This window comes from Haloglomus litoreum (genome assembly GCF_029338515.1).
Classification (GTDB): domain Archaea; phylum Halobacteriota; class Halobacteria; order Halobacteriales; family Haloarculaceae; genus Haloglomus; species Haloglomus litoreum.
In genome coordinates, this window is the sequence record NZ_CP119988.1 from 274,965 (window position 1) to 297,233 (window position 22,269).

The window sequence follows — 22,269 nt, forward strand, 5'->3', positions numbered from 1 at the left end:
CGGTGGTTGCCCCGACTCCGCGACGAGCATATGAATAGTGAACCGTCCATACCCGACATTATTTCAGTACCGGGGTGGCTGAACGGCCCGTATGGGTTCAAGTCGGTGGACTCCCCACGTCCGAGCGATGTCGGACCAGTGTGCCACCTGTGGCGCGGCGGACGTCATCCTCTTCACCTGCGGGTACTGTGATCGGGTGTTCTGCACCGATCACACGCTCCCGCACCACTCCTGCGAGGGGCTCGCCCATCCGGGTGAGGGCGCCGACGAGGTGACGTTCGAGTGGCGGACGGCGGGGCACACGGGCGGGGAGGACCCGTTCACGGGGAGCGGGTTCCGGGCCGCCGACGGCCGGGCCCCCGCGAGCGAACCACCGACACCGCGGTCGCCATCGGGCCCGGCGACCCCCGCGGTCGAGCCGGCGCCGCGACGGACCGGGGCCGACCACACCCGGGCCACTGCTCGTGTGCCGCGCGACCCCGATGGGGACCCCACTCCGGCCGTCTCTCGCGCCTCCCGGACGCTCCCGGACGAGCCGGCGGCGGCTGCGGTCGAACGCGTCCCGCGGACCGTCGAGGGGGCAGCGACGGCCGCGGTCCGCCCGGCCCCACGCCGGCCGTCGGGCCTCGTCGTCCGCGCGGTTCGGCCCGCCCCCGACGCCGGCACCCCCGGCGACGCATCGTCGGCGGCGACCGGGGGGTTATCCACCGGTGCGTCGGCCGACGGGGGCGCCGTGTCGACCGCGGCGTCGCCGGCCGCCGAGCCAACTCCGTCGCCCCCCGTCCGGACGATGGACACGAAGCGCTCACCGGGAAGCACGGCACGCAACGAACCACGGACCCTCCGTGAGTGGCTCGACCAGCAGACCTACGTCTCGCTGTCGGTCAAGACGGCCGCGCTCGCGACCATCATCAACGGCGCCCTCTATCTCGGGATGACGCTGACCCTCCACGGGCTGCTCCCGATCTGAGACCGTCCACGGGTGGCCGTCTCGTAGCGACACTCGAAGAAGTAGCTTCGCCCGCATCCCCGTCGTGGGGGCCTGTATCCGGGTCTCAGGCCGATTCCGTCTCCGCGACGGCCTCGTCCGCGTCCTCGCTCAGCGTCCGGTCACGGGCGCCCCGGATCTCGGCCTCGACGGCCTGACGGCCCTTCTGGAATTCGCCCATCGCCTCCCCGGAGGACCGGGCCAGCTTCGGCAACCGGTCCGCGCCGAACAGGAGGACGACAAGCAGGAGGATGACCAGCATCTCGGGACCGCCCGGCAGGCCGAAGAACAGTGGTGTGGTGCTCTCGAACATATCCACCCCATGGACGACTGGGGATATGAACACGCTCCCGTGACCGGCCGATACGGACATCTTAACGGTTCATTAACGGCAATTCTGGTCTGGTGGGTGACCCGCCGGCATCAGTCCGGCGGGCGGAGCGATTCCGACAGGTCGGTCGGGTCGCCGCCACCGAGCCGGTCCGAACGCTGGACGTACGTGTGGACCACGCCGACGGCCAGCCACCCGGCCGCGATGATCCCGGCGTACGCGATGTCCGGGAGGAGGGTGAACGGGTAGACCCCCAGCGCGACCGCCGTCACGAGCGCCGTGGAGAAGCTCCCCAGCGCGAGGGAGAGCTCGCCCCACGACAGGTCCCGCTCCGGGACGATCTCCAGGTAGATGTCGAACGCCTCGACGGCCTCGGTCAACTCCAGGGTCCCGCGGTCGCGGTCGTAGTCGATGACGCCGACCTCGGCCATCTTCGGCAGGTGGGTCTGGTGGAGCGCCGTGTAGACCCGCTTGCGCTCCTTCGGGGTCACCGCGGCGAGTTTGATGCCGTTCTCCCAGGCGGCGACCTGCTCGGAGAGGTCTCGGACTGTGACCCGCTCGCCGGTCGCCTTGAGATGGTGGAGGACGTAGCGGCGGCGCTCGTTGCTCAGCACCTCGAAGACCGTCTCGGGAGCGATGGTGACAGCCTTCCCCTCGCTGGCGGTGGCGACCGCTGTGGCCGTGCCGCCGTCGCTTGCCGGCGCGTCACCGTTCGCCATCGGCGCGGCGCGGCCGGTCTCTCCCCCCTCCTTGTCAGTCGGTATGTTGTCACTACTCATTCGGGTCTCGTTGTCCTTCAGGAGGTTGGCCGGGGATAAAAACTTATGCCGCCGATTCGGGCACGTAGCTGTCCGTTACCTGGGATTTCGTGTCGTCGGGTGGTTCCAGCTACTGGCCCTGGAACCGGCGGTGGGCCCGCCGACGCTCCACCCAGAGCTCGTAGACGCCCGAGACGGCGAAGGCCACGAGCGCGATCGTCGCCGGCACCAGCGGGTCCACCGCCGACAGCACCGGGACGCCGGCCAGCGACGCCACCACGAGGAACAGCCCGATGATACCCAGCGCGCGGTAGTACCCTCCCCAGGTGATGCCCAGGCCCGTCAGGACCCGGGTGTGACTGGTGACCTGGCGTGCGGCGGGGAGCGCCCGGACCCGCTTGTGCTCGACGTCGTAGTCGACGAGGCCGAGCGCGGCCAGCTTCGGCAGGTGCGTCCCGACCAGCGAGTTGTAGACGCTGAGGCGGACGTCCCGGGGCGCCGGCCGGACGCCCGTCTCGGCGGTCGCGACGGCCTCCGAGAGGGCCTGCACGCTGGTCTCGCCCTCCCGTCGGAGGTACGACAGCGCCGCCGACCGCCGCGCGCTGCTCAACACTTCGTGGATCTCGTGGGCCGGGAGTCGACGGCGGAAGCGCCCCACGAACCCGCCTGCGTCGGTCGTGTCGGTCACGGTCGCTCTCCCGGGAGCGCTCTCACCGGTTCCGGATTCCCGATCGATGCGCCGTCTCCTGTCTGGTGTCTCGTGTTCATAGCTGGTTCTCCCCCCTTACCCGCGGTCGGTGACCACGGGGTACTGCAATCGAACGGTGATTCTCTCGCGGGGGGTATAGACATGGTTCGCCTATCCCGGAGTACGGTGTCATTACCGCCGAATTCCGCCGCGATGAATGGTTTCGATCCTTCGAGTATGGATATGCTACCGTGTTCTGTCACTGGCTGACCGTATGTTCAATGGTCGGTAGTGTGCTATTCCGGCCGTCGATGTGGGTGCGGTACCGACTCCATGTCTAACCCCCTACCCCGCTCAGGAGGTAGCAACCGGAAGCGACACGCCGACACGGCCGCCGGGGCCGGGCCGCGACGCCGCCGGGGAGAAACCACCAATGAGCAACAACGACGACATCGGAAACGACTCACAGCTGTACAACCTCTCGCGCCGGAAGGTCCTCGCGGGCATGGGCGCGGTCGGTCTCGCCTCCGTCGGTGCCGGGCTGGGCACCTCCGCCCTGTTCAGCGACACGGAGAGCTTCACGAACAACTCCATCACCGCGGGTACGCTCGACATGCTGGTGACCGCCACCGCGGTCGCAGCTAGCCCGTACTGGGAGGGGCAGGTCAGCCTCCCGCAGAGCATCACCTCCGAGGAGGCCGAGGCAGCCGAGTTCTCCCTCACCGTGGACGACGTGAAGCCCGGCGACTGGGGCATCATCTGCTTCGAGATCGAGAACGAGACCAACCCCGGCTACGTCCAGGTTTCGGTGCCCGGCGGCGTCACCAACGATGGTGGCGAACACCCCGAGCCCGAGCAGGATGTCGACGCGGGTAACAACGGTGACCTCGGCGACGCCATGCTGGCCTCCATCTGGCAGAGCTACACGGACAACGACAACGGCAAGGACGACCTCGCTGGGCTCGATGGGTGGACCAACGACGAGGGCGGCGTCTTCGTCGGCAAGCCGTACGCGGATGTCGCCCAGGACGACTTCACGGCGGGCGACTACGGCCAGACCGTGGAGACCGACATGGACTACCCGACGCTCAACGAGCTCGGGACCTTCCTGAGCACCGGCCAGACTCTCAAGGACAACGCCGGGAACCTGCTCCAGGTCGGCTACGACGACGAGACCGGCGAGCCGGCAGTCGGCGACGGCAAGGTGCGGTTCTGCCTCCTGCTGGAGATCCCGGCCGCGGTCGGCAACGAGATTCAGGGCGACTCCGTCACCTTCGATCTGGTCTTCGAGACCGAGCAGGTCCGAAACAACCCGACCCCGTTCGACGGCGACCCGAACAACTGATCGGGAACGGCGACCCCGGTCGCCGCTAGCTGACGCTGTGCAACGCGCGTGACCTGCGCGCCGGGCCGCTCGCCCGGCACTCTCCCCCGGTGGGGGTAACCAACTCACACCACCCGGGGGCCACCACAACACATCAATGACTCAAGACAACCAACTGATCAACCTGACCCGGCGCCAGATGCTCATCGGCGTCGGCGCTGTCGGCCTCGCGTCCGCGGGCGCCGGACTCGGTACGTCCGCGCTGTTCCGCGACACCGAGAGCTTCACCGGCAACTCCATCGTGGCCGGCGAGCTCGACCTCCTGGTCGACTGGCAGCAGCACTACTCCTACTGGGACGGCGGGATGAAGCACGTCTTCGTCAACGCCCACCCGGACCACGACGGCGACGGCGAGCAGTCCATCGAGGCCGACAACGACGCGGGGCAGCTCAAGTACAGCGACTTCCCGGACCCGGAGGACGAGGACAGCAACGGCGCGAACATCCCGACGCTGGGCTGTGACGACATCCCGCCGCTCTCGGAGGCGGACTACGGCGTCGACCCCATCACGGGAGAGCGCAACGAGACGCTCGTCCAGCTCCGCGACGTGAAGCCGGGCGACATGGGCGAGATCACCTTCTCGCTGCACCTCTGTGACAACCCGGGCTACATCTGGATGCAGGCCGGCAACGTCAGCCAGGACGGCGGTACCGCCGCCGAGCCCGAGCTGATCGTCGACCCCGACAACCTCGGCGACCTCGGCCAGGCCATCCAGGCCACCCTCTGGTACGACGAGGACTGCGACAACGTCTACGACCCCGAAGCGCCCGCGGACATCATGCTGACGCTGGACTTCTCCGGCTCCATGCTGTACCGGCGCTTCGGCGGCGTCGTCAGCGAGGACTCCATCGACGTGGACGGCGACGGCAGTGCCGACTACCCAGAGACGACCAAGATCGACCTCGTCGAGAAGGGCGCCCGACAGTTCATCGAGTACCTGCAGGCCCAGGGCGCTGACGTGACCGTCGGCGTGGCCTACTTCGACGGGGACCAGCAGGGCGACACCGCTCCCCGCGTGGGGATCCTCGAGCCCCTGACGGCCAACCTCTCGGCGGTCGACACCGCGCTGTCGGGCCTGCGACAGAAGCTCGCCAACGTCGTGAGTGGCGGCGAGCCCACGACGCCGTTCGACGGCGACGGCGACCCCGACCCGAGCGCGGGCGGTGGCATCGCGGAGGGCACCTTCATCGGTGAGGGTGTCGACGCGGCGCAGCTCGAGCTCACCAACAACGGTCGTGGCGGCGTCCGCCCGGCGAACCTCGTCCTCTCGGACGGCGAGTCGTTCAACGGCCAGGGGAGCGCGCAGTTCTCCGACCCGACCGAGTCGGCGGACAACGCCCGTGCGCCCCTGGGGTCACCCGTCCACACGGGCCCGAACTCGCCTCCGGCCTCCATCGCGACGGACGTGTTCACCATCTCCGTCGGCAGCGCGAACGACGCGGTGCTCCAGGCCATGGCTGGCCCCGCCAACGGTGCCGGCGGGGCGGCGGCGTTCTTCAACGACGTCGACGACCCGCTGAACATCCCGACGGTGTTCGGGAACATCGCGGCGCAGTTCGTCGGCGAGAAGGTCATCATGGAGGACTCGCTCGCCAACATCCTCGCGGAGCTGGCCGACGGGAACGGCATCCCGCTCGACGGCAACCGCGCGACGATCTACGACGAACTGAGCGACCCCGCGACCGACCCGGACCGCGACGCGTTCCGCGGCGACGGCGTGATGCACTGCATCGCGCTCGAGTGGGAGCTCCCGGCCGACGTCGGCAACGAAGTGCAGGGTGACACCATCGGCTTCGACCTGGGCTTCTACACCGAGCAGGAGCGCAACAACGACGGCAGCGGTCCGGCGCTCCCCGCCTGATCTGATCCCGTCGGCGGGGACGGCCCCCGCACGCTGACTCACCCGGAGACGGTTCAGGGCCCCGTGCCCCGGCGGTTCGACTCCGCCGCCCGGCGTTCCCCGCTGCACAGGCGCCAGCGAGGACCCACGACACGAGGAGGCACGCGCTCTTTTCGGTGCGAGACGGCCACCGGTACCGTACTTCGAACTCCGGGGCGATGAGCCGTCTCGAGTGCGTTCACCGTTCCGGTAATCCGACCCTACAACCGGCAACGACGGCTCAACGGGCCATTGGATGCAACGCGGGCGGTATCGGGTGCTCGGTAGTCGATCCATGTCTAATGGGGTACCCTACCGAGAGAGGAACATCCCGATGAGGGCTCGCCGCCGCGATGTGCTGCGAGACCCCGAACGGGGAGAGAAACCAATGAGCAACAACGACGACATCAACCCCGAATCGACCCTGTACACACTCTCGCGCCGGAAGGTCCTCGCGGGCATGGGCGCGGTCGGGCTCGCCTCGGCGGGCGCCGGTCTCGGCACCTCCGCGCTGTTCAGCGACACCGAGTCGTTCAACAACAACGTCCTGACGGCCGGGACGCTCAACCTGTTGGTCGACTACTACAGCTACTGGGACCAGGACATCCGCGGGATGGGCACCGTAAGCGGCACCGCCGACGGCCCGGCCGTCACCGCGATGCTGGACGACATGAAGCCCGGGGACGAGGGGCTGCTGGCCTTCTGTTTCCGAATCGACGACAACCCGGCCTACATCTGGCTCTGTGGCGAACTCGTCGAGAACGCGGAGAACGGCCAGAACGAGGCCGAGGAGAACCACTCCGACGACACCTCGCTCGACATCGGTGAGCTCGCCGACAGCATCGTGGTCGACGTCGACTACTGCGATGTCGCCGAGGACCTCGACGCGAACGGAACCGACGGGTTCGATCCCGGCGACGTGAGCAAGATCGCGGACGTGTTCGACGGCACGCTCGCGGAGTTCCTCGCCCTCGTCAACACCGGCGTTCCCCTCGACGGTGACGCGAGCGGCGGCGTCCTCGCGCCCGGCGATCAGGCCCCCTTCGACGGCCTCCGGGAGGAGGAGATCGACAACCCGTGCCTCTGCATCGAGTGGGAGATCCCCATCGAGGTGGGCAACGAGATCCAGTCCGACTCGCTGGTGTTCGACCTGGAGTTCTACGCCGAGCAGGCCCGCAACAACGACGGCACGAACAACCCCTGCGCCCCGAGCATCACGACCCGCACGGGCGAGGGCTTCGCCAAGCAGCAGGAGTTCGGCGGGGGCGTCGAGGCCTCCTTCGCACGCGGGCGCTACGGGAACAACGCTCCCCCGGCACCCTTCGAGGTCGGTATCGGCCTCCCGGGGAGCCCGACGCCGAACTGGCAGGACCAGGCGAACTACGTCTGGGACAGTGGCGTGACGGTCCCGTTCAGCTACTCGCAGGACGGCGCGGGGAACGGCAGCTTCACCCTGGACGGCGTGATGGTGAGCAGCGGCGCACTCCCCCCCGCCAACGGCAAGGTCGCCATCACGACGAAGGCGGACGAGGCCACCATCGACGTGGCGAACCTCGTGCTGGAGCTGGACGGGACCCCCGTCTCCCTTTCCGGCCCGGACGCGATCTCGGCCTCCAACGACGGCAGCGGCCGAGAGGTCACCTACCTGGTCTTCGACACCAACGTGGGCGACCTCGCGAACGGCTTCGAGGTCAGCGGCGACGTGACGGTCACGCTGCAGGGTGACTACTCCGGCAGCGACGAGGACGTGGCCTTCGACATCAGTGTCGAGTGAGTGAGACGACACTCCCCGAGGACTGCGATCCTCCTCTCGCAGCCGGCCGCGACACGCCCTGTGCGCGGCCACGCCCGGCCTGACGGTTCACGCGGACGACGGGTCCGCGCGGCGGTTCGACTCCGCCGGTCGGGCCTCCCCCCGACCCGATGAGAGGAAGGGGACCCCCACACCATGCCCGACAACGACAACCAACTGATCAACCTGACCCGGCGCCAGATGCTCGCCGGAGTGGGTGCGGTCGGCCTCGCCTCGGCGGGGGCCGGACTCGGTACGTCCGCGCTGTTCCGCGACACCGAGAGCTTCACCGGCAACTCCATCGTGGCCGGCGAGCTCGACCTCCTGGTCGACTGGCAGCAGCACTACGAGTACTTCGACGGCGGGATGAAGCACGTCTTCGTCAACGCCCACCCGGACCACGACGGCGACGGCGAGCAGTCCATCGAGGCCGACAACGACGCGGGGCAGCTCAAGTACAGCGACTTCCCGGACCCGAACGACCCCGAGAGCATCGGCGCGAACATCCCGGGCCTGGGATGTGGGAACATCCCGCCGCTCACCGAGGCCGCGTTCGGCGAGGACCCGTTCACCGGCGAGTCGATGGACACGCTCGTCCAGCTCCGCGACGTGAAGCCGGGCGACATGGGCGAGATCACCTTCTCGCTGCACCTCTGTGACAACCCGGGCTACATCTGGATGCAGGCCGGCAACGTCAGCCAGGACGGCGGTACCGCCACCGAGCCGGAGCTGATCGACGATCCCGACAACCTCGGGACCCTCGGCGACGCCATCCAGGCCACCCTCTGGTACGACGAGGACTGCGACAACGTCTACGACCCCGCCGAGCCGGCGGATATCATGCTGACGCTTGACTTCTCCGGCTCCATGCTGTACCGGCGGTTCGGCGGCGTCGTCAGCGAAGCCCCGATCCAGATGAACGGCGACAGCTTCAACGAGACGACGAAGATCGATCTCGTCGAGCTGGGCGTCCTGGAGTTCGTCGACTTCCTGCAGGCCCAGAACGCCGACGTGAAGGTCGGCGTCGCCTACTTCGACGGCAGCCAGAGCGACGACCCCGCCGGCACCTCCCGGACGGGGATCCTCCAGCCGATGACGACCGACCTCTCCCAGATCACCGCCGCAGTGGGTAATCTCCGGCAGAAGCTCGCCAACGTGGTCAGCGGGGACTGGCCGACCGACCCGCTCGACGGCGACGGCGACCCGGACCCCGACAACGGTGCCGGTATCGCCGAGGGGACCTACATCGGCGAGGGTGTCAACGCCGCGCAGACCGAACTGGCCAACGAGGGCCGCGCGGGCGCCTCGAAGTCGAACATCGTCCTCTCTGACGGCCAGAGCTTCAACGGCCAGTCCAACAACCAGTTCATCTCTCCGATCGACGCGGCCGCCGACGCCCGGCTCGGTGCCGGGGACGGCGGGAACGACCCGGCGACGGACCTCTACACCATCTCCGTCGGCGAGGCCGACGACGCGACGCTCCTCTCGATGGCCGGCGCCGCAGGGACGGCCGTCGGCAGCGACAACGCGTACTTCGCCGATGTCGACGATCCGAACAACATCCCCGTGGTCTTCGGCAACCTCGCGGCCCGCTTCGGCGGCGAGGAGATCATCATCCAGGACACCCTGGCGAACGTCCTCGCGGAGCTGGCGGACGGGAACGGCATCCCGCTCGACGGCAACCGCGGGACGCTGTACGACGAACTCGAGGAGCCGGCCAACGACCCGGACCGCGACGCCTACCCCGCCAGCAACGGGTTCATGCACTGTGTCGCGCTCAAGTGGGAGCTCCCGGCCGACGTCGGCAACGAAGTGCAGGGTGACACCATCGGCTTCGACCTGGGCTTCTACACCGAGCAGGAGCGCAACAACGACGGCAGCGGTCCGGCGCCCGCCTGAGACCCACGCCACGCGGTGGCGACCCCGAGGACCTCGGGATCGCCCAGCCCGCACCTCCCGTGAGAGAGACCGGGGGGCGCGGGGACACACCCGGCGGACGGTTCCACCACGGCGGTTCGACTCCGCCGGTCGGGTCTCGCTTCGACATCCTCTGGCGGAAGGGATACACCGTGGCCGACGGACAGACGCCCTCGACGCGACGCAGGTTCGTCGTCTGTGTGCGGCTGGAACCTGCCCTGCTCCTGAAGCGACGGACAGCGTCCCCCCACCGAGCGACGGTTCGCGGCCCTCGTGCCCCGGCGGCTCGACTCCGCCATCCCGGTATTCCTCGGTCCGTCATCGCGAGCGTGCTGGGTTGACGGTCATCTCCGCATCCGTGGTGGGTTCGGCGCCGACACCGACACTGGTTGGTGGGCTGGACAACCCGCGGTCCGTCGCACTCCTGGACGGCTTCCCCGTGTCGCGCCCCGGCCACCCGATTCACGGGCCGGATGAACGGTCCTGAACGATCCGCGGAACCGTGGTAATGAGACCGTACCGCCGGTAATCAGACTGTACGCGACCCATACCTATGCCTTCCTCAAGCGAAGAGGGGATGTCGACCGGGCACTGCCCGGCCCCTCGCGACCGTCGCGGGGACAAGTAACACAGTATGACACATCTAACCCGACGCCAACTACTCGCCGCAGCCGGCGTCGCCGGAGTAGGCACTGGGCTCGCCGGCGCGGGACTGGCCCGCGCGACGGCCCGAGACCCGCCCTACACGCGGTACACCTATGCCGCGCCCGGTGACACCGACGAGCGGCGCCTCCGCGTCGCGTGGTACGAGACCTACACGACCGACGGCACCGAGACCTTCGTCGAGAGCACGAACAGCTCCGGCGAGACCGACCGGACCACGGTCTTCGATCCCGCGAGCGAGCCGACCTACGTGAACGACCCTGGCCCGGTCATCAGCCTGCCGAACGCCCTCCCGGGCGACTCCGGCGTGCTGGTCGTCGGGCTGGAGGCCCAGCCGGTCGACGTCGACGACGAGGGCGTCGACGTCTGGCTCCAGGTGGGACTGACAGAGAACGCCGAGAACGGCGTCAACGAGCCCGAGTCCCTCGCAGCGGGCGAGGACGACCCGCTCGGCCCCGACAGCGGCGACGCCGACTCGGGCGAGCTGGCCGACGCCATCGAGATCCGCGTCTGGAAGGACGGCGGCTTCATGACCGGCTGTGACGGGAACTACGACTCCCTCTCCGAGACCAGCCTCGCGAACGACTCCCTGGCGGCCGTGAGCTCGACCGACCCCCTCGCCGACGGCGAGCTGGTCGTCGAGTGCCTCCCGCAGGGGAGTGCCCGCTGCGTGGGTTTCCGCTGGGAACTCCCCGAGGAGACGGGGAACCACATCCAGGGTGACGGCGTCAGCTTCGACCTGCGGTTCCACGGGCAGTCCTGTGGCGCGGAGAACCCGTTCGCCGGAGGGTCGCAATGACCCAGCCGCGCGCGGGCATCGAGGACGAGCGTGCGCTGGCCGGTATGAGCCGGCGGCAGCTGCTCGCGGCGATGACGGCGGTCGGCGCGACCGGCGGCTTCGTCGGCGTCTCGACCGGCGCCAGCCTGTTCGACCGCGAGCGCCTCGGCGGGCGGTTCGTGGCCGGCGTCGTGGACCTCGGCATCCTGCACGCCGTGAACGACGGCCCCGAGCAGTACACCGACGGGAGTACCGTCTCGCTCGACCTGGGCGAGCTGGAGCCCGGCAGCGACAACGGCGGCCACGCCGACCTGCGCCTCCTGCTCCCCGAGACGGGGGACCCGGCGTCGCCGAACAACCCGGCCTACCCCTGGTTCCGCCCCTCGTGTATCGACACGTCGGGCGGGCTCGTCGACGACCTCCGGGTGACGCTGAAGTACGTCGACTGCGCCACCGGTGACGTGGGTGCGGTCCTGTTCCCGTGGGGCTCGCTCCGCGAGTTCGTCGAGACGTTCCACGAGGGGTTCGCCCTCGACGGCCGGGCCCGACCGAACCGCCAGCCCGGGAACCAGGCGTGCCTGGACGATTCGCTCTGCCTCCGGCTCGACTACTACCTCGTGAGCGACTTCGAGGGCAAGGGCGACGTGCGGGTCGACGTCGACTTCGTCGGCGTCCAGTGTCGCAACCACACGGGCGAGGAGAACCCGTTCGCCGGGTCGCCCGGGCGGCTCTGCGACGCTCCCGACTACCACGGTGTCAGCTTCATCGAGGTCTGGGCCGACGTCGACGGCACCTGCACGAAGCTCGGGAAGCTGGAGCTCGACGACAACTACACCGCGAACTGTGGCACCGAGCTCGACGTGTCCGGCAACGGCGACACGGAGCCCATCGGCGAGAACTACATCGTCGAGGGCACCTACGACCTCCCGGTCGACGACGACTGTGAGGACACGGGCTACGACCTCCGCGTCACCGACACCGTGACGAAGACCGAGGAGGGGACGACGGAAGTCGTCGCCGTCGCGTTCGAGCTGCTGAACGGCGACGGAACCGCCGGCCCGGACCTCTGCAAGGTCGTCGTCAAGGGCGGCAGGGGCGGCGGCGAGGTCGTCTACGACGACCCGTCCGACTTCACCGACAACGCCACGAACGGGCCGCTGTACGCCCAGGAGGAGATCTGATGACCGCCGAGGGCACGGCGGCCGTCAACCGGGCGAACCGCGCACTCGTGAGTGCGCTGGTGCTCGTGCTGGTGCTGTCGGTGGTCGCGCCGTTCGCCGTGTTCGGCGTCCCGCAACTGATCGGCGCCGACCGGAGCTACGTCGTCCTCTCGGGGTCGATGGAGCCGTACATGTCCGCCGGCGACGCGGTCATCGTCGCCGCGGGCCCGGCCGCGAGTATCCGCGAGGGCGACGTCATCACGTACCAGCGCGGTGGCGACATCCCGACCACCCACCGGGTCATCGAGCGCGTGACCGACGAACAGGGGGTCGCCTTCCGGACGATGGGTGACGCCAACGAGGACCCCGACCCCGCGCTCGTCCGACCCGGCAGCGTCGTCGGGGAGGTCGTCCTGGTCATCCCGTACATCGGGTACGTGGTCCAGTTCGCCAACACCCCCATCGGCATCGCGTCGCTGGTGGTCGTCCCCATCGGCCTGCTGGTGATCTCGGAGCTCTGGCGCTACGTGGCCTCCCGGCGCCGCCGGAAGGCACCGACCGCCCCCCGACCCGCCGTCCGGCGGGTCGCCGAGGCGGAGCCCGCCGACGAGGCGGACGATTCCCGAGAGCCGACGCCACGGCCCCGGGCGACGTCGCAGGCGACGACCGCCGACACCGCGCCTGAGCCCCGGCGGACCGCGCCGGCCCCCCGGTCGGCGACGGCGAGCGGACCCGCCAGCGATGGCGCGTCCCAGCCCGTCTACGGCGTGAAGACGCTGGACCTCGGGCTCACGTTCCTGGTCCTCGTCGTGCTGGCGGCCTACAGCGGCTGGATGCTGTACAACGAGATCCGCGTCGAGTCCGCGATGGTGCTGGCGGGGGCCGTGATGGCCCTGCTGCTGCTCGCCGCGACCTGGCTGCTGGCGGCGCGTGCCGCCCGCGGCGGCCGGCGTGAGACCGCGGTGAACAGTTCGACGACCGACCGCCCCGGCGGTACGAGCGCCCCCCCGTTGCGCCCGGGATCCGAGCGGGGACAGGAGACAACCGATGACTGAGACACGAACGCGGAGGACGCTGCTGGTGCTGCTGGTGACCACGTTCCTCGTCGCCGCCGGAATCGGCGGCGGCGTGGCGACCGTCGCCACCCTCAGCGACACCGAGACGGTGAGTATCACGGCGAGTGCGGACGTACGGCCCCAGGGACCGCCGGGGCCGCCGGGGCCGCCGGGGCCGCCGGGGCCGTCGGCTGAGACGGGGACGGAGACACCGATAGAAACGGCGATATCGGCGGAGCCGGAGCCGGAGACACCGACCGAGCCGGAGCCGGAGACACCGACCGAGACGGAGAGTCAGGGGACCGAGTAGTGATGAACGTCCTGACCCTCATGGTACCGTACCGTGGCCGCTCGCCGCCCCGTGATGCCGAGAACCTGGACGGCCGGTCGGCGAGCGACGTGCCGCCGGGCCGGAGTGGGAAGCGACGGGACGGTGACCGCCGGTCCGGAATCCGTCCCCCACGCTTCCTCCCGGGCTTCGTCCCCGGTGGCTGGAAGCGCAACGTCGTGGTGGGGCTGGGCTACCTCCTCGGGGCGCTGGCGTTCCTCGGAGTGCTCCGGTTCGTGATCGAACTCTTCTAGAACGGCCCCGCCGCTGGCGGGGTACAGTACGAGTCGCCCGGGCCCACCGCAGGGCCCTGCGGGCGAACGAAAGGGAGTGTGTGTGCGTGTGTCCGCGTTACCGACCGCGGGGGTCGGGGAGCGGAGCGCGTGACTCCCACATCCTCCACCCGACCCCGGTGGTGTCTCCGTAATAGGCCTTGTGTCATACCGTCCGCCGACCGTCAGACGACGGTCACACGACCCCGCCCAGCGTCCGACACGCGACACACGACCGCCGGCTGCAAGGCCCGTTCGAACCGGGGGACAGCGGTCGGGCGCGCACCCGTCCGCCTCCGGCTCGTGGTCCGACCCGGCGACCGCCCGTCGTTCGGGGCGGCCGCTCAGTACTCGGTGCCCTTCCGCGCCCGGTGGCCGTCGTCGAACGGGTGTCGGCCCTTCCGGACCTCGCTCACGAGGTCGGCCGCGTCGCCGAGGAACTCCGGCGGGGAGTGCCCGCCGGTCAGCACGAGTTCGAGGGCGTCTGGTTTCGATTCGACCAGTTCGCGGACCTCCGCCGGGGCGACCAGCTCGCGCTCGGCGGCGTACAGCACCTCGTCGAGCACGAGCATGTGCATCCCCTCGTCGGCGTCCCCAGCAGGGTCGAACGGGGTCGCGAGGTCGGCGTCGGCGGCGGCCGCCACCAGTTCCCGGGCGCGCTCCAGCCCCGCCTCGGCCTCGGCCGAGTGGTCGCGCTCCTCGCTCCCGTCGGGCATCGCGTGCCAGCCGTAGTGGCCGAGGTTCTCGTAGCTGAACCCGGGGAGGGCGGCGATGGCGTTGTACTCGCCGCGGACGTCCTCGACGGAGTCGGCGCCGCCCTTCATGAACTGCAGCACGTGGACCTGGTAGCCGTGCCCGACCGCGCGCATCGCCATCCCGAGCGCGGCGGTCGTCTTCCCCTTCCCGTCGCCCCACCAGGCCTGCACCAGGCCGAACTCCTCGGGTGCAGCGGGCTCGATGTCCCGGGATTCGGGGCGGACGCCGCCGCCGGGCGTGTTCGCGCGGACCGGGTCGGGGTCGTCGGCCGCGGGGCCTTCAGTCATCGTGGTCGTGCCCGTGCTCGTGGCCACCGTCGCCGTCCTCGGCGGCCGCCATCGCCTCCTCCAGCACGCCGTCGAAGTCGTCGACCGGCAGGACGGAGTAGTCGACGCTGAGGGTGTCCTGCGTGGCGCGGACCTTCCCGACGAAGCCCGAGATCTCCTCCAGCGATCCCTCCACGATGAACAGCTCCATGCAGTAGTGGTCGCCGACGTGGTTGTGGACGTTCGAGGTGACGAGGTCCTCGTGGGCGTGTCGCAGCTGCATCATCCGCTCCTCGGCGTTCGAGGTCTCGTAGTTGAACACGACGGTCACGACGCCCAGCAGGTTCCGGCCCTCCAGCCGCCGGTCCTCGAACTCGCTCAACAGGTTCCGGGCGCCCTCACGGACGACCTCGCTCCGGCCGGTGTAGCCGTGCTCCTCGGCGAACTCGTCCAGCCGGTTCACGAGGGACTCGGGCATCGAGATGCTCACGACGGTCATGTTAGTAACTCCAGGGCGTTCGGATATTAAGGATTGTGTGCCCGGGCCGGTGGGGAGCCGCCCGGGCCGGACCCATCATCACCGCGTACGTGAGCCTGACCGTCCGTGAGATGACGACGACGGGGACGACGGCACCTGTCGACCGTAGCCGTTCGCTCCGAGGCGGTGGTCGGTCCTGTATTACTCTTCAGAGTTCATTATAGATGGGAAAAACTTGTTCTTGTCCGCGGGATATTGCCAAATCTCGCTAATACACCTAGTATGCGTCATCTGGAACGCCTTCGAATCCGACCCGGTCGACGCGGCCCGAGAGTTCGGGCACCCCCAGGCCGTCCCGGAGCGCCCCGAGGACCGCCTCGTACTGCGGGCCGTGGCGGTCGACGACGAGGTCCGGCGTGAGGTCGGGGAACAGGTGGTCGCTGCGGACGTAGTAGTCCGTCGTCGCGAGCCGGTAGGTCCGGCGGTCGGCGAGCGGCGCACCGCCCACGTCCACCGACAGCACCTCGGCGGCGGCCTCGTCGTAGCGGAGCCGGACGCCGGCGTAGTGGCCGAAGTACCAGTCCGCCCACGCCGGATACGGGTCCCCGGTGGCCCGTGCCAGCGCCCGGCGGAGGGTGGCGCCGTCGACGGCGAGGCTCACCAGCTCGTCGCGGAACGGGACGAGCCGACAGAGGTCCCACGCGGTCACGGCCCCCGAGAGGTCCGGCCCGGCGCGGATGGCGGCGGGCGCCACCAGCGCGACGTCGGCCTCCGCCCGCCGGCGGTAGGCGTCGGCGACGAGGTTGCCGATGCGGGACTCCCCGGCCCGCACCGCGGGTCGATCACAGCGCACCGGACGATCCAGCGTGGCGACCACGTCCGTGAGGCCGGCCTCGCGGGCACGCTCGCGGAGGCTCGTGGCGGTGCCCTCGTGAAGGGGGGCGTCTGGCCCGACCCGGCGTGGCTCGACCGACCGCGCGGCGAGGTCGACGAGGTTCAGGTGGCTCGCGCCCTGCCCGCCGCGGGCGTAGACGGTGCCGTCGACGACCGTCGCGACGTGCTTGTGGGCGTGGCCGTCCAGCACCGCGGCGACGTCGAGGTCCTGGGCGAGGTCGCGCCCGCCGGGGACGCCGCCGGAACCGCCGTTCGACCCGCGCCCGAGGTGGGCAAGGACGACGACGTGGTCGACACCGCGCTCGCGGACGGCCGCGACGGCCTCGTCGACGGCCGGCCGGACCGGCTCGAACCGCAGGTCGGCGGCCTCGGGGTTCATCTTCCCGGTCTCCGGGTGCGCGACGCCGACGAGGCCCACGCGGGCGTCGGCCGTCTCGCGGACGACCCACGGCTCGACCGCCGGGGCGCGCTCGGTCCCGTCGTAGAGGTTGGCCGCCAGGTACGGCTGCGGGGTGGCTGCCAGCACGTCGCGGGCGGCGGCGACGCCGGCGTCGAAGTCGTGGTTGCCGGGCACGTCGGCGTCGGGCGCGAGCGCGTCGACGGCGTCGAGCACGGCCCGCCCGTCGGTCACCAGCGGGAGCGCGCCGGGGGCGGTGTCGTCGCCGGTCCCGACGACGAGCGTCCGGTCGTCGCGGAGCGACTCGACGAGGCCGACCAGCCGGGCGAGCTGGTCGGGACGGTCGAGTGCCGTCTCGAGGTCGGAGTAGTGGAGGGCGAGGGGCACGCCACGCGAATCCGGGCGACGAGCGCAAAACGGTTCCGGGAGGCGTCTCAGGGCGTCCGCCGGTCGAGCCGACGCGCGCCCGTCCGGGCGACGATCCCGACCAGGAAGGCCAGCACGCCGAGCCCGACAAGCGACGCCGGCGACGCCACCGAGACGGGAATCGGTCGCAGGCCGACGGCCTCCAGTGCGGCGCTGGCGAGCAGGACACCGGCCGGCGGGGCGGCGGCCAGCGCCAGCGCGACGACGAGCCCGTCGTTGAGGAAGGCGGCGACGGCGGCCGCGAGCAGCGAGACACTGGCGATGAACCAGCGGGCGAACAGCGACCGGACCGCCGGGTCGGCGAACGCCGCGACCGACACCGTCCCGAGCCCCCGGAGCGGGCCGAACGTCGCCGCCAGTTCGTAGGCCACGACCCCGACCCCGACCAGTACCGCGACCCCGACCGCGTACAGCGGCAGGAGTCGGGTCAGCGTCCGGTCCCGGCCCAGGAACACCCGTCTGACGATCCCCGGAACACCCACCATCTTGCCGTGCTACGGCACCACACGAACAAGACCCTGCCGGTCGTGGCAGGCGTTCGCGGGAGCTCCGGGACGCGAACGGCGGGCTAGCGTCGAGGGGTCAGTCGCTGTCGAGCGGCGTCTCCTCGCGGACGTTGCGTGCCGGGTCCGAACTGGTCAGCCGCCCGACCATCGTGCCGACGAGGGTCAGCAGGACCCCGGTGACGAAGCCCAGGAGGGCGAGGCGGTCGAAGCCGGCCTGGCCCGCGCCCGGCGTGGCGAGGTCCAGCGACACGGCGACCGACCCCCACGCGAGGAGCCCGGCGAACGGGGCGATGGCGACCGTCGCCCCGACGACGAGGCCGTCGTTGGCGTAGCCGTGGAGGCCCGCCAGGACCGCCGCCAGCCCGCAGAGGCCGAGCAGGAGGGGCCGGCCGACGGCCCGGAACCGCTCGAAGCCGAACACGGTGAGTCCACCCCAGACGGAGGCGGTGACGACGAACGCGAGCGCCACGACGATGGCCGCGTACGCGAGATAGATGCCGCTCCGACCCTGTTCGTAGCCGAACAGCAGCTCGAACGCCGTCCGGACGCGCGGATCCACCATGCCCCTCGGTGGCGCCCCCCGGCGTATAACGCTTGACACCCACGGTCCCCCCGGGGCGGGGCCGTGCCGGGCCCGCGGCACCGCCCGGCGGAGTCCGGCAGGGCTTTCCCGGGCGCCAGCCGACCGACGGACCGATGGCTGCCACGAGCGAGCACGACGGCCCCTTCCCGGGCGAGCGCGACGAGTCCCTCCGGACGCGGCTGGAGCGCCGACTGTTCAACTGCTTTCCCGCCTACCGCCTGGGTGGCGGCCGCGTGACGTACATCCGGCGGGACTGGCGCGAGGTCCACGTCGCCGTCCCACGCTCGCTCTGGACGCGCAACTACGTCGGCACCATCTTCGGCGGCTCGATGTACGCCGCCGTCGACCCCATCTACATGCTGATGTGTATCCGCACCCTCGGTGACGACTTCACCGTCTGGGACAAATCGGCGGAGATCCACTTCCGGAAACCCGGCGAGTCAACCCTCCACGCGAAGTTCGAGTTGCCCGAGGCCGAAACCGATGCCATCCGCGAGCAACTCGCCCCCGGCGAGTCGACCGACCGGGTGTACGACGTGGAACTCGTCGACGAGGAGGGCGTGGTCCACGCCGAGGTCGAGAAGACGCTGTACGTCCGCCGGGACGAGTGAGCACGGCGACAGCAGGCCGCCCCGGGGTGAGTATCCGCGGGGGCGACCGACCAGTCGCCAGGAGCCGAGCGAGACTTGTGGCTCGGGTGACTACCGGCGACCATGACAGACGACGCGGCGGGCGAGGGCTGGTCCCGCGAGGCGGCCGTCGACCGGCTCGACGACCTGGTCGAGACCGTCGAGACCGAGCGGATGCCCGTCCCCGTGCGGGAGGTGTGGGTGACCGGCGACCTCGTCCTCGGGGTCGACCCGGTCGAGCGCCTGGAGGTGTACCTGACGAAGGACCTGCTGTTCAAGGACGCGCCCGAGCGCGACGAGGAGTTCCGCAAGAGCCACGGCGTGCAGGGCGTCGGCAAGACCGTCTCGGCGGCGTGGGCCGACGAGTACCCCGAGCACCTCCGCGCGAACGCGAACGGCCACGCCGCCCCCGAGAAGTGCCTCGCGGCGCACCTGTTCGGCGACGGCGGCGAACCCGTCCACCTCGAAGTGTGCAACACCGGCTTCGAGAACAACGTCACCCAGCGCCTGCGCGGTGCCCGCGCCCGCGAGGACTACACGCAGTTGCTCGACCCGCGGGCCGCGTGCCTCTGGGTCGCCGGGGAGGACGGCGGCGTCCGGAGCGACGAGGCGTTCCGGAAACTGCGCGAGGGCGAGTTCGTCTTCCCGACGCTGTCGAAGGCGCTGGAGATGCTCGATATGGAGCCCGAGGAGGCCGCGGAAGCGGCGGCGGAACTCCGCGCGCACCGGCGCGAGCGCGACGGGCAGACCGTTCGTGGCGACGTGGTGTAGCACGGAGCCGGCGGCTCGCGTCGGTCCCCCGCCGGCGTCGGATTTAATCTCTGCTACCCACGTGTATCGATATGGTGGATGCGTTCGAGGCAGTCAGCTTCCTGACGCGGTCGGAGAACCGCGTCGACGTGCTGGAGAGCCTCGCAGGGGGGGCGCACACGGAGCGCGAACTGGTGGCAGATACCGGGATAACGGACGTGACGGTGGGGCGGGTGCTGGAGGACTTCACCGAGCGTGGCTGGGTCGTCGAGACCGGGGACGGCTACCGTCGGACCCGGCTCGGCGACATGCTGGCCGAGGACTACGCCCGCTTCGAGGACTCGATGGACCTCGCCTGTCGGCTCGGGCCGGTTCGGGACCTGCTGCCGCTCGAGGAGCTGCCGTTCGACCTGCGGTTGCTCGGCGAGGGACTGGTCTCGGACCCGGAGACGTTCGACACGCTGGGCGCGGTCGACCACTGGAAACGGCTCATCCGGCAGTCCGACCGCGTCGTGGGCACTGCGACCGCGGGCACCGCGACGACCGTCGTGGCCGAGCCGTTCCACCACGAGATCGTCGAGCGTGGGACCGAGTTCGAGGTGGTCGTCTCGCAGGCCTACTACGAGGCCGCGCGGAGCGACCCCGAGTCCCGACGGCTCGCGCGCGAGGTACTGGAGGCCGGGGCGGAGTACTACCTCGCCGAGGACATCGCGGAGTTCACCACCCAGGTCGCCAACTTCGACGACATCGCGACCGTCTCGGGCTACGACGAGGCGGGCAACATCCGTGTCGGCATCGAGACGCGGGCGAAGCCGGTCCACGAGTGGGTGCAGTCGGTCTACGACGAGCATCGCGAGAACGCCCGGCGGCTGACGCCCGAGGACTTCGCCGAGTGACGCCACACACCGTGTGTCTCGACACGGCGTGTGCCACAGACGTGGTTCGTATCATTTCACCGATAATAAACAAGTGCCCGGCAGCCACAGCGTCGGGTGGGGATGCACCCCGGATTCCGATGAACTTCGCGAACCACGTCGAGTTCCAGGCCGCGGACCGGCCCGACGAACTCGCCATCACCGACCCGAAGCGGGAGATGAGCTACGCCGAACTGGACGCCGAGACGAGTGCGGTGGCGAACGGGCTCGCGGCCCTGGGTGTGGCGCCGGGCGACCGCGTCGCGCTGTTCCTGCCGAACCTGACGACGTTCCTGACGAGCTACCTGGGGGCGATGAAGCTGGGCGCCATCCCGGTACCCATCAACCTCCGGTTCGGGCAGGCCGAGATCGCCCACGTCGTGACCGACGCCGACCCGGCGGCCATCGCCGTCTTCGACGAGGCCGCGCCGGCGTTCGCGGAGAAACCGCTGGACGCCGAACTCGTCGTGGTCGGCGACGAGGTGCCCGAGGGGACCACGCCGTACGGTGGCCTCGTCGCGGACGCCGAGAAGTCGTTCGAGATCGAGTCGCGGCTGGACTCGGCGGTCGCGGAGATTCTCTACACCAGCGGGACGACCGGCCGGCCGAAGGGCGTCCAGCACACCCACGGGAACCTCGGTGCGAACGCGCGCGGGGGGCGCGCGCTGATGGGGTACGGTCCCGACACCTCGTTCCTGACGGTCGCGCCGTGCTTCCACGCCTCCGGGCTGAACGCGACCACGACGCCGTCGCTGGTCCACGGCGCCGAGAACCACTTCCTGCCGGAGTGGGACCCGGAACTCGCGCTCCGGACGATGGCCGAGCGCGACGTGACCTACACGATGATGATCCCGACGATGGTGCTCGACCTGCTCGAGCACGGCACCGAGGGGTACGACCTGTCGGCGTTCGAGTCGCTCAACGTCGGCGGCTCGCCGATGCCGGCCGAGCGCATCGCCGAGGCCGAGGCCGCGCTGGGCTGTGACCTCTACGAGGGGTACGGGATGACCGAGGTGACGCTCGGTGCCGCGGGCAACAGGCCCGGGCAGGACGTCTACAAGGCGGGCAGCATCGGCACCGTGGCCGGGCCCTGGGCCGAGGGACGCATCGAGGACCCCGAGACCGGCGAGGCGGTCGCGCAGGGCGAGAAGGGGGAGCTGCTCTGGCGTGGCGACGTCGTGATGAAGGGCTACTGGAACCTGCCCGAGAAGAACGACGAGGTGTTCGTCGAGCGGCCTGCTCCTCCGGAGCAGGCTGGGGGAGGCGGCGAAGCCGCCGAGCGCGAGAGCAAGGAGTGGCTCCGCTCGGGCGACATCGGTCACGTCGACGAGGACGGTCACCTCTTCCTCGACGACCGTATCGACGACATGTTCATCTCCGGCGGGGAGAACGTCTACCCCCGCGAGATCGAGGACGTCATCTACGAACTCGACGGCGTCCGGGAGGCCGCCGTCGTGGGCACGCCCCACGAGCGGTTGGGCGAGCAGGTGACGGCCATCGTCCGCGGCGACGTGACCGCCGACGAGGTGGAGGCCGTCTGCCGGGGCGCGCTGGCCGACTACAAGGTCCCACGCGAGATCCACGTTCGCGACGACCCGCTCCCGCAGACGGCGACGATGAAACTCGATAAGGTCGCGCTGCGGGACGAGTACGGCGGGTAGCTGCCGAGCGCGGGGG

General features: G+C 70.2%; 22 protein-coding genes. 14 read left to right on the forward strand and 8 right to left on the reverse strand.

The genetic code is table 11. The annotated features are described in order from the left end of the window. Positions 1–127 precede the first annotated feature (127 nt). The gene (locus P2T62_RS01310; RefSeq protein WP_276259685.1) at positions 128–970 is read left to right on the forward strand and encodes a hypothetical protein; all 843 of its coding nucleotides are present in this window, start codon (positions 128–130) and stop codon (positions 968–970) included. Positions 971–1,055: 85 nt separating this feature from the next. Here the strand turns inward: P2T62_RS01310 and tatA are convergent, their stop codons facing one another. The 3 genes from tatA to P2T62_RS01325 all read right to left on the reverse strand — a co-directional run bounded on the left by tatA (position 1,056) and on the right by P2T62_RS01325 (position 2,765). Continuing rightward, entirely contained in the window at positions 1,056–1,301 is a 246-nt protein-coding gene (gene tatA / locus P2T62_RS01315) for a twin-arginine translocase TatA/TatE family subunit (protein ID WP_337250431.1), read from the reverse strand. Between the two features lie 110 nt (positions 1,302–1,411). Next, a complete protein-coding gene (locus P2T62_RS01320; RefSeq protein WP_276259686.1) occupies positions 1,412–2,098 on the reverse strand; it encodes a DUF7344 domain-containing protein in 687 nt (228 codons plus the stop codon). 109 nt (positions 2,099–2,207) lie between these two features. After that, a complete protein-coding gene (locus tag P2T62_RS01325; protein WP_276259687.1) occupies positions 2,208–2,765 on the reverse strand; it encodes a DUF7344 domain-containing protein in 558 nt (185 codons plus the stop codon). A gap of 433 nt (positions 2,766–3,198) precedes the next feature. Between P2T62_RS01325 and P2T62_RS01330 the strand changes: the two genes are divergently transcribed. The 9 genes from P2T62_RS01330 to P2T62_RS01370 all read left to right on the forward strand — a co-directional run bounded on the left by P2T62_RS01330 (position 3,199) and on the right by P2T62_RS01370 (position 13,975). Continuing rightward, complete coding sequence (locus P2T62_RS01330; protein WP_276259688.1) at positions 3,199–4,110, forward strand: SipW-dependent-type signal peptide-containing protein; 912 nt, start codon at positions 3,199–3,201, stop codon at positions 4,108–4,110. Between the two features lie 136 nt (positions 4,111–4,246). Then, positions 4,247–6,010 (forward strand): vWA domain-containing protein, encoded by a 1,764-nt coding sequence (locus tag P2T62_RS01335; RefSeq protein WP_276259689.1) that lies wholly within the window; start codon positions 4,247–4,249, stop codon positions 6,008–6,010. 406 nt (positions 6,011–6,416) lie between these two features. Next, positions 6,417–7,802 (forward strand): choice-of-anchor W domain-containing protein, encoded by a 1,386-nt coding sequence (locus tag P2T62_RS01340; RefSeq protein ID WP_276259690.1) that lies wholly within the window; start codon positions 6,417–6,419, stop codon positions 7,800–7,802. 174 nt (positions 7,803–7,976) lie between these two features. Continuing rightward, positions 7,977–9,719, forward strand: a complete 1,743-nt coding sequence (locus tag P2T62_RS01345; RefSeq protein WP_276259691.1) for a SipW-dependent-type signal peptide-containing protein — start codon at positions 7,977–7,979, stop codon at positions 9,717–9,719. 652 nt (positions 9,720–10,371) lie between these two features. After that, on the forward strand, positions 10,372–11,199 hold the full coding sequence (locus P2T62_RS01350) for a hypothetical protein (RefSeq protein WP_276259692.1): 828 nt from the start codon (positions 10,372–10,374) through the stop codon (positions 11,197–11,199). Further along, entirely contained in the window at positions 11,196–12,359 is a 1,164-nt protein-coding gene (locus tag P2T62_RS01355; RefSeq protein ID WP_276259693.1) for a hypothetical protein, read from the forward strand. Before P2T62_RS01350 ends, P2T62_RS01355 begins: the two co-directional genes overlap by 4 nt. Further along, complete coding sequence (locus P2T62_RS01360; protein ID WP_276259694.1) at positions 12,359–13,393, forward strand: signal peptidase I; 1,035 nt, start codon at positions 12,359–12,361, stop codon at positions 13,391–13,393. The genes P2T62_RS01355 and P2T62_RS01360 overlap by 1 nt, the downstream gene beginning before the upstream one ends. After that, on the forward strand, positions 13,386–13,703 hold the full coding sequence (locus P2T62_RS01365) for a hypothetical protein (protein WP_276259695.1): 318 nt from the start codon (positions 13,386–13,388) through the stop codon (positions 13,701–13,703). Before P2T62_RS01360 ends, P2T62_RS01365 begins: the two co-directional genes overlap by 8 nt. 2 nt (positions 13,704–13,705) lie before the next feature. Further along, complete coding sequence (locus P2T62_RS01370; protein WP_276259696.1) at positions 13,706–13,975, forward strand: hypothetical protein; 270 nt, start codon at positions 13,706–13,708, stop codon at positions 13,973–13,975. Between the two features lie 362 nt (positions 13,976–14,337). Here the strand turns inward: P2T62_RS01370 and P2T62_RS01375 are convergent, their stop codons facing one another. The 5 genes from P2T62_RS01375 to P2T62_RS01395 form a co-directional block, all read right to left on the reverse strand. Beyond that, entirely contained in the window at positions 14,338–15,036 is a 699-nt protein-coding gene (locus P2T62_RS01375) for a cob(I)yrinic acid a,c-diamide adenosyltransferase (RefSeq protein WP_276259697.1), read from the reverse strand. Continuing rightward, a complete protein-coding gene (locus P2T62_RS01380; protein ID WP_276259698.1) occupies positions 15,029–15,514 on the reverse strand; it encodes a CopG family ribbon-helix-helix protein in 486 nt (161 codons plus the stop codon). Before P2T62_RS01380 ends, P2T62_RS01375 begins: the two co-directional genes overlap by 8 nt. 256 nt (positions 15,515–15,770) lie before the next feature. Beyond that, positions 15,771–17,171 carry a bifunctional metallophosphatase/5'-nucleotidase gene (locus P2T62_RS01385; protein ID WP_276259699.1) on the reverse strand — a complete coding sequence of 467 codons (1,401 nt, stop codon included), beginning with the start codon at positions 17,169–17,171 and terminating at the stop codon, positions 15,771–15,773. Positions 17,172–17,218: 47 nt separating this feature from the next. After that, on the reverse strand, positions 17,219–17,695 hold the full coding sequence (locus P2T62_RS01390; RefSeq protein WP_276259700.1) for a hypothetical protein: 477 nt from the start codon (positions 17,693–17,695) through the stop codon (positions 17,219–17,221). A 97-nt stretch (positions 17,696–17,792) separates the two neighbouring features. Beyond that, on the reverse strand, positions 17,793–18,278 hold the full coding sequence (locus P2T62_RS01395) for a hypothetical protein (RefSeq protein ID WP_276259701.1): 486 nt from the start codon (positions 18,276–18,278) through the stop codon (positions 17,793–17,795). A gap of 134 nt (positions 18,279–18,412) precedes the next feature. On the opposite strand from P2T62_RS01395, the gene P2T62_RS01400 reads away from it, so the two are divergent. From P2T62_RS01400 to P2T62_RS01415, 4 genes are all read left to right on the forward strand, one after another. Continuing rightward, the gene (locus P2T62_RS01400; protein WP_276259702.1) at positions 18,413–18,910 is read left to right on the forward strand and encodes a DUF4442 domain-containing protein; all 498 of its coding nucleotides are present in this window, start codon (positions 18,413–18,415) and stop codon (positions 18,908–18,910) included. Between the two features lie 102 nt (positions 18,911–19,012). Beyond that, a complete protein-coding gene (locus P2T62_RS01405; RefSeq protein ID WP_276259703.1) occupies positions 19,013–19,699 on the forward strand; it encodes a DUF7095 family protein in 687 nt (228 codons plus the stop codon). 71 nt (positions 19,700–19,770) lie between these two features. Then, complete coding sequence (locus tag P2T62_RS01410; protein WP_276259704.1) at positions 19,771–20,574, forward strand: helix-turn-helix transcriptional regulator; 804 nt, start codon at positions 19,771–19,773, stop codon at positions 20,572–20,574. A 119-nt stretch (positions 20,575–20,693) separates the two neighbouring features. Further along, positions 20,694–22,253 (forward strand): class I adenylate-forming enzyme family protein, encoded by a 1,560-nt coding sequence (locus tag P2T62_RS01415; RefSeq protein ID WP_276259705.1) that lies wholly within the window; start codon positions 20,694–20,696, stop codon positions 22,251–22,253. Positions 22,254–22,269 lie beyond the last annotated feature (16 nt).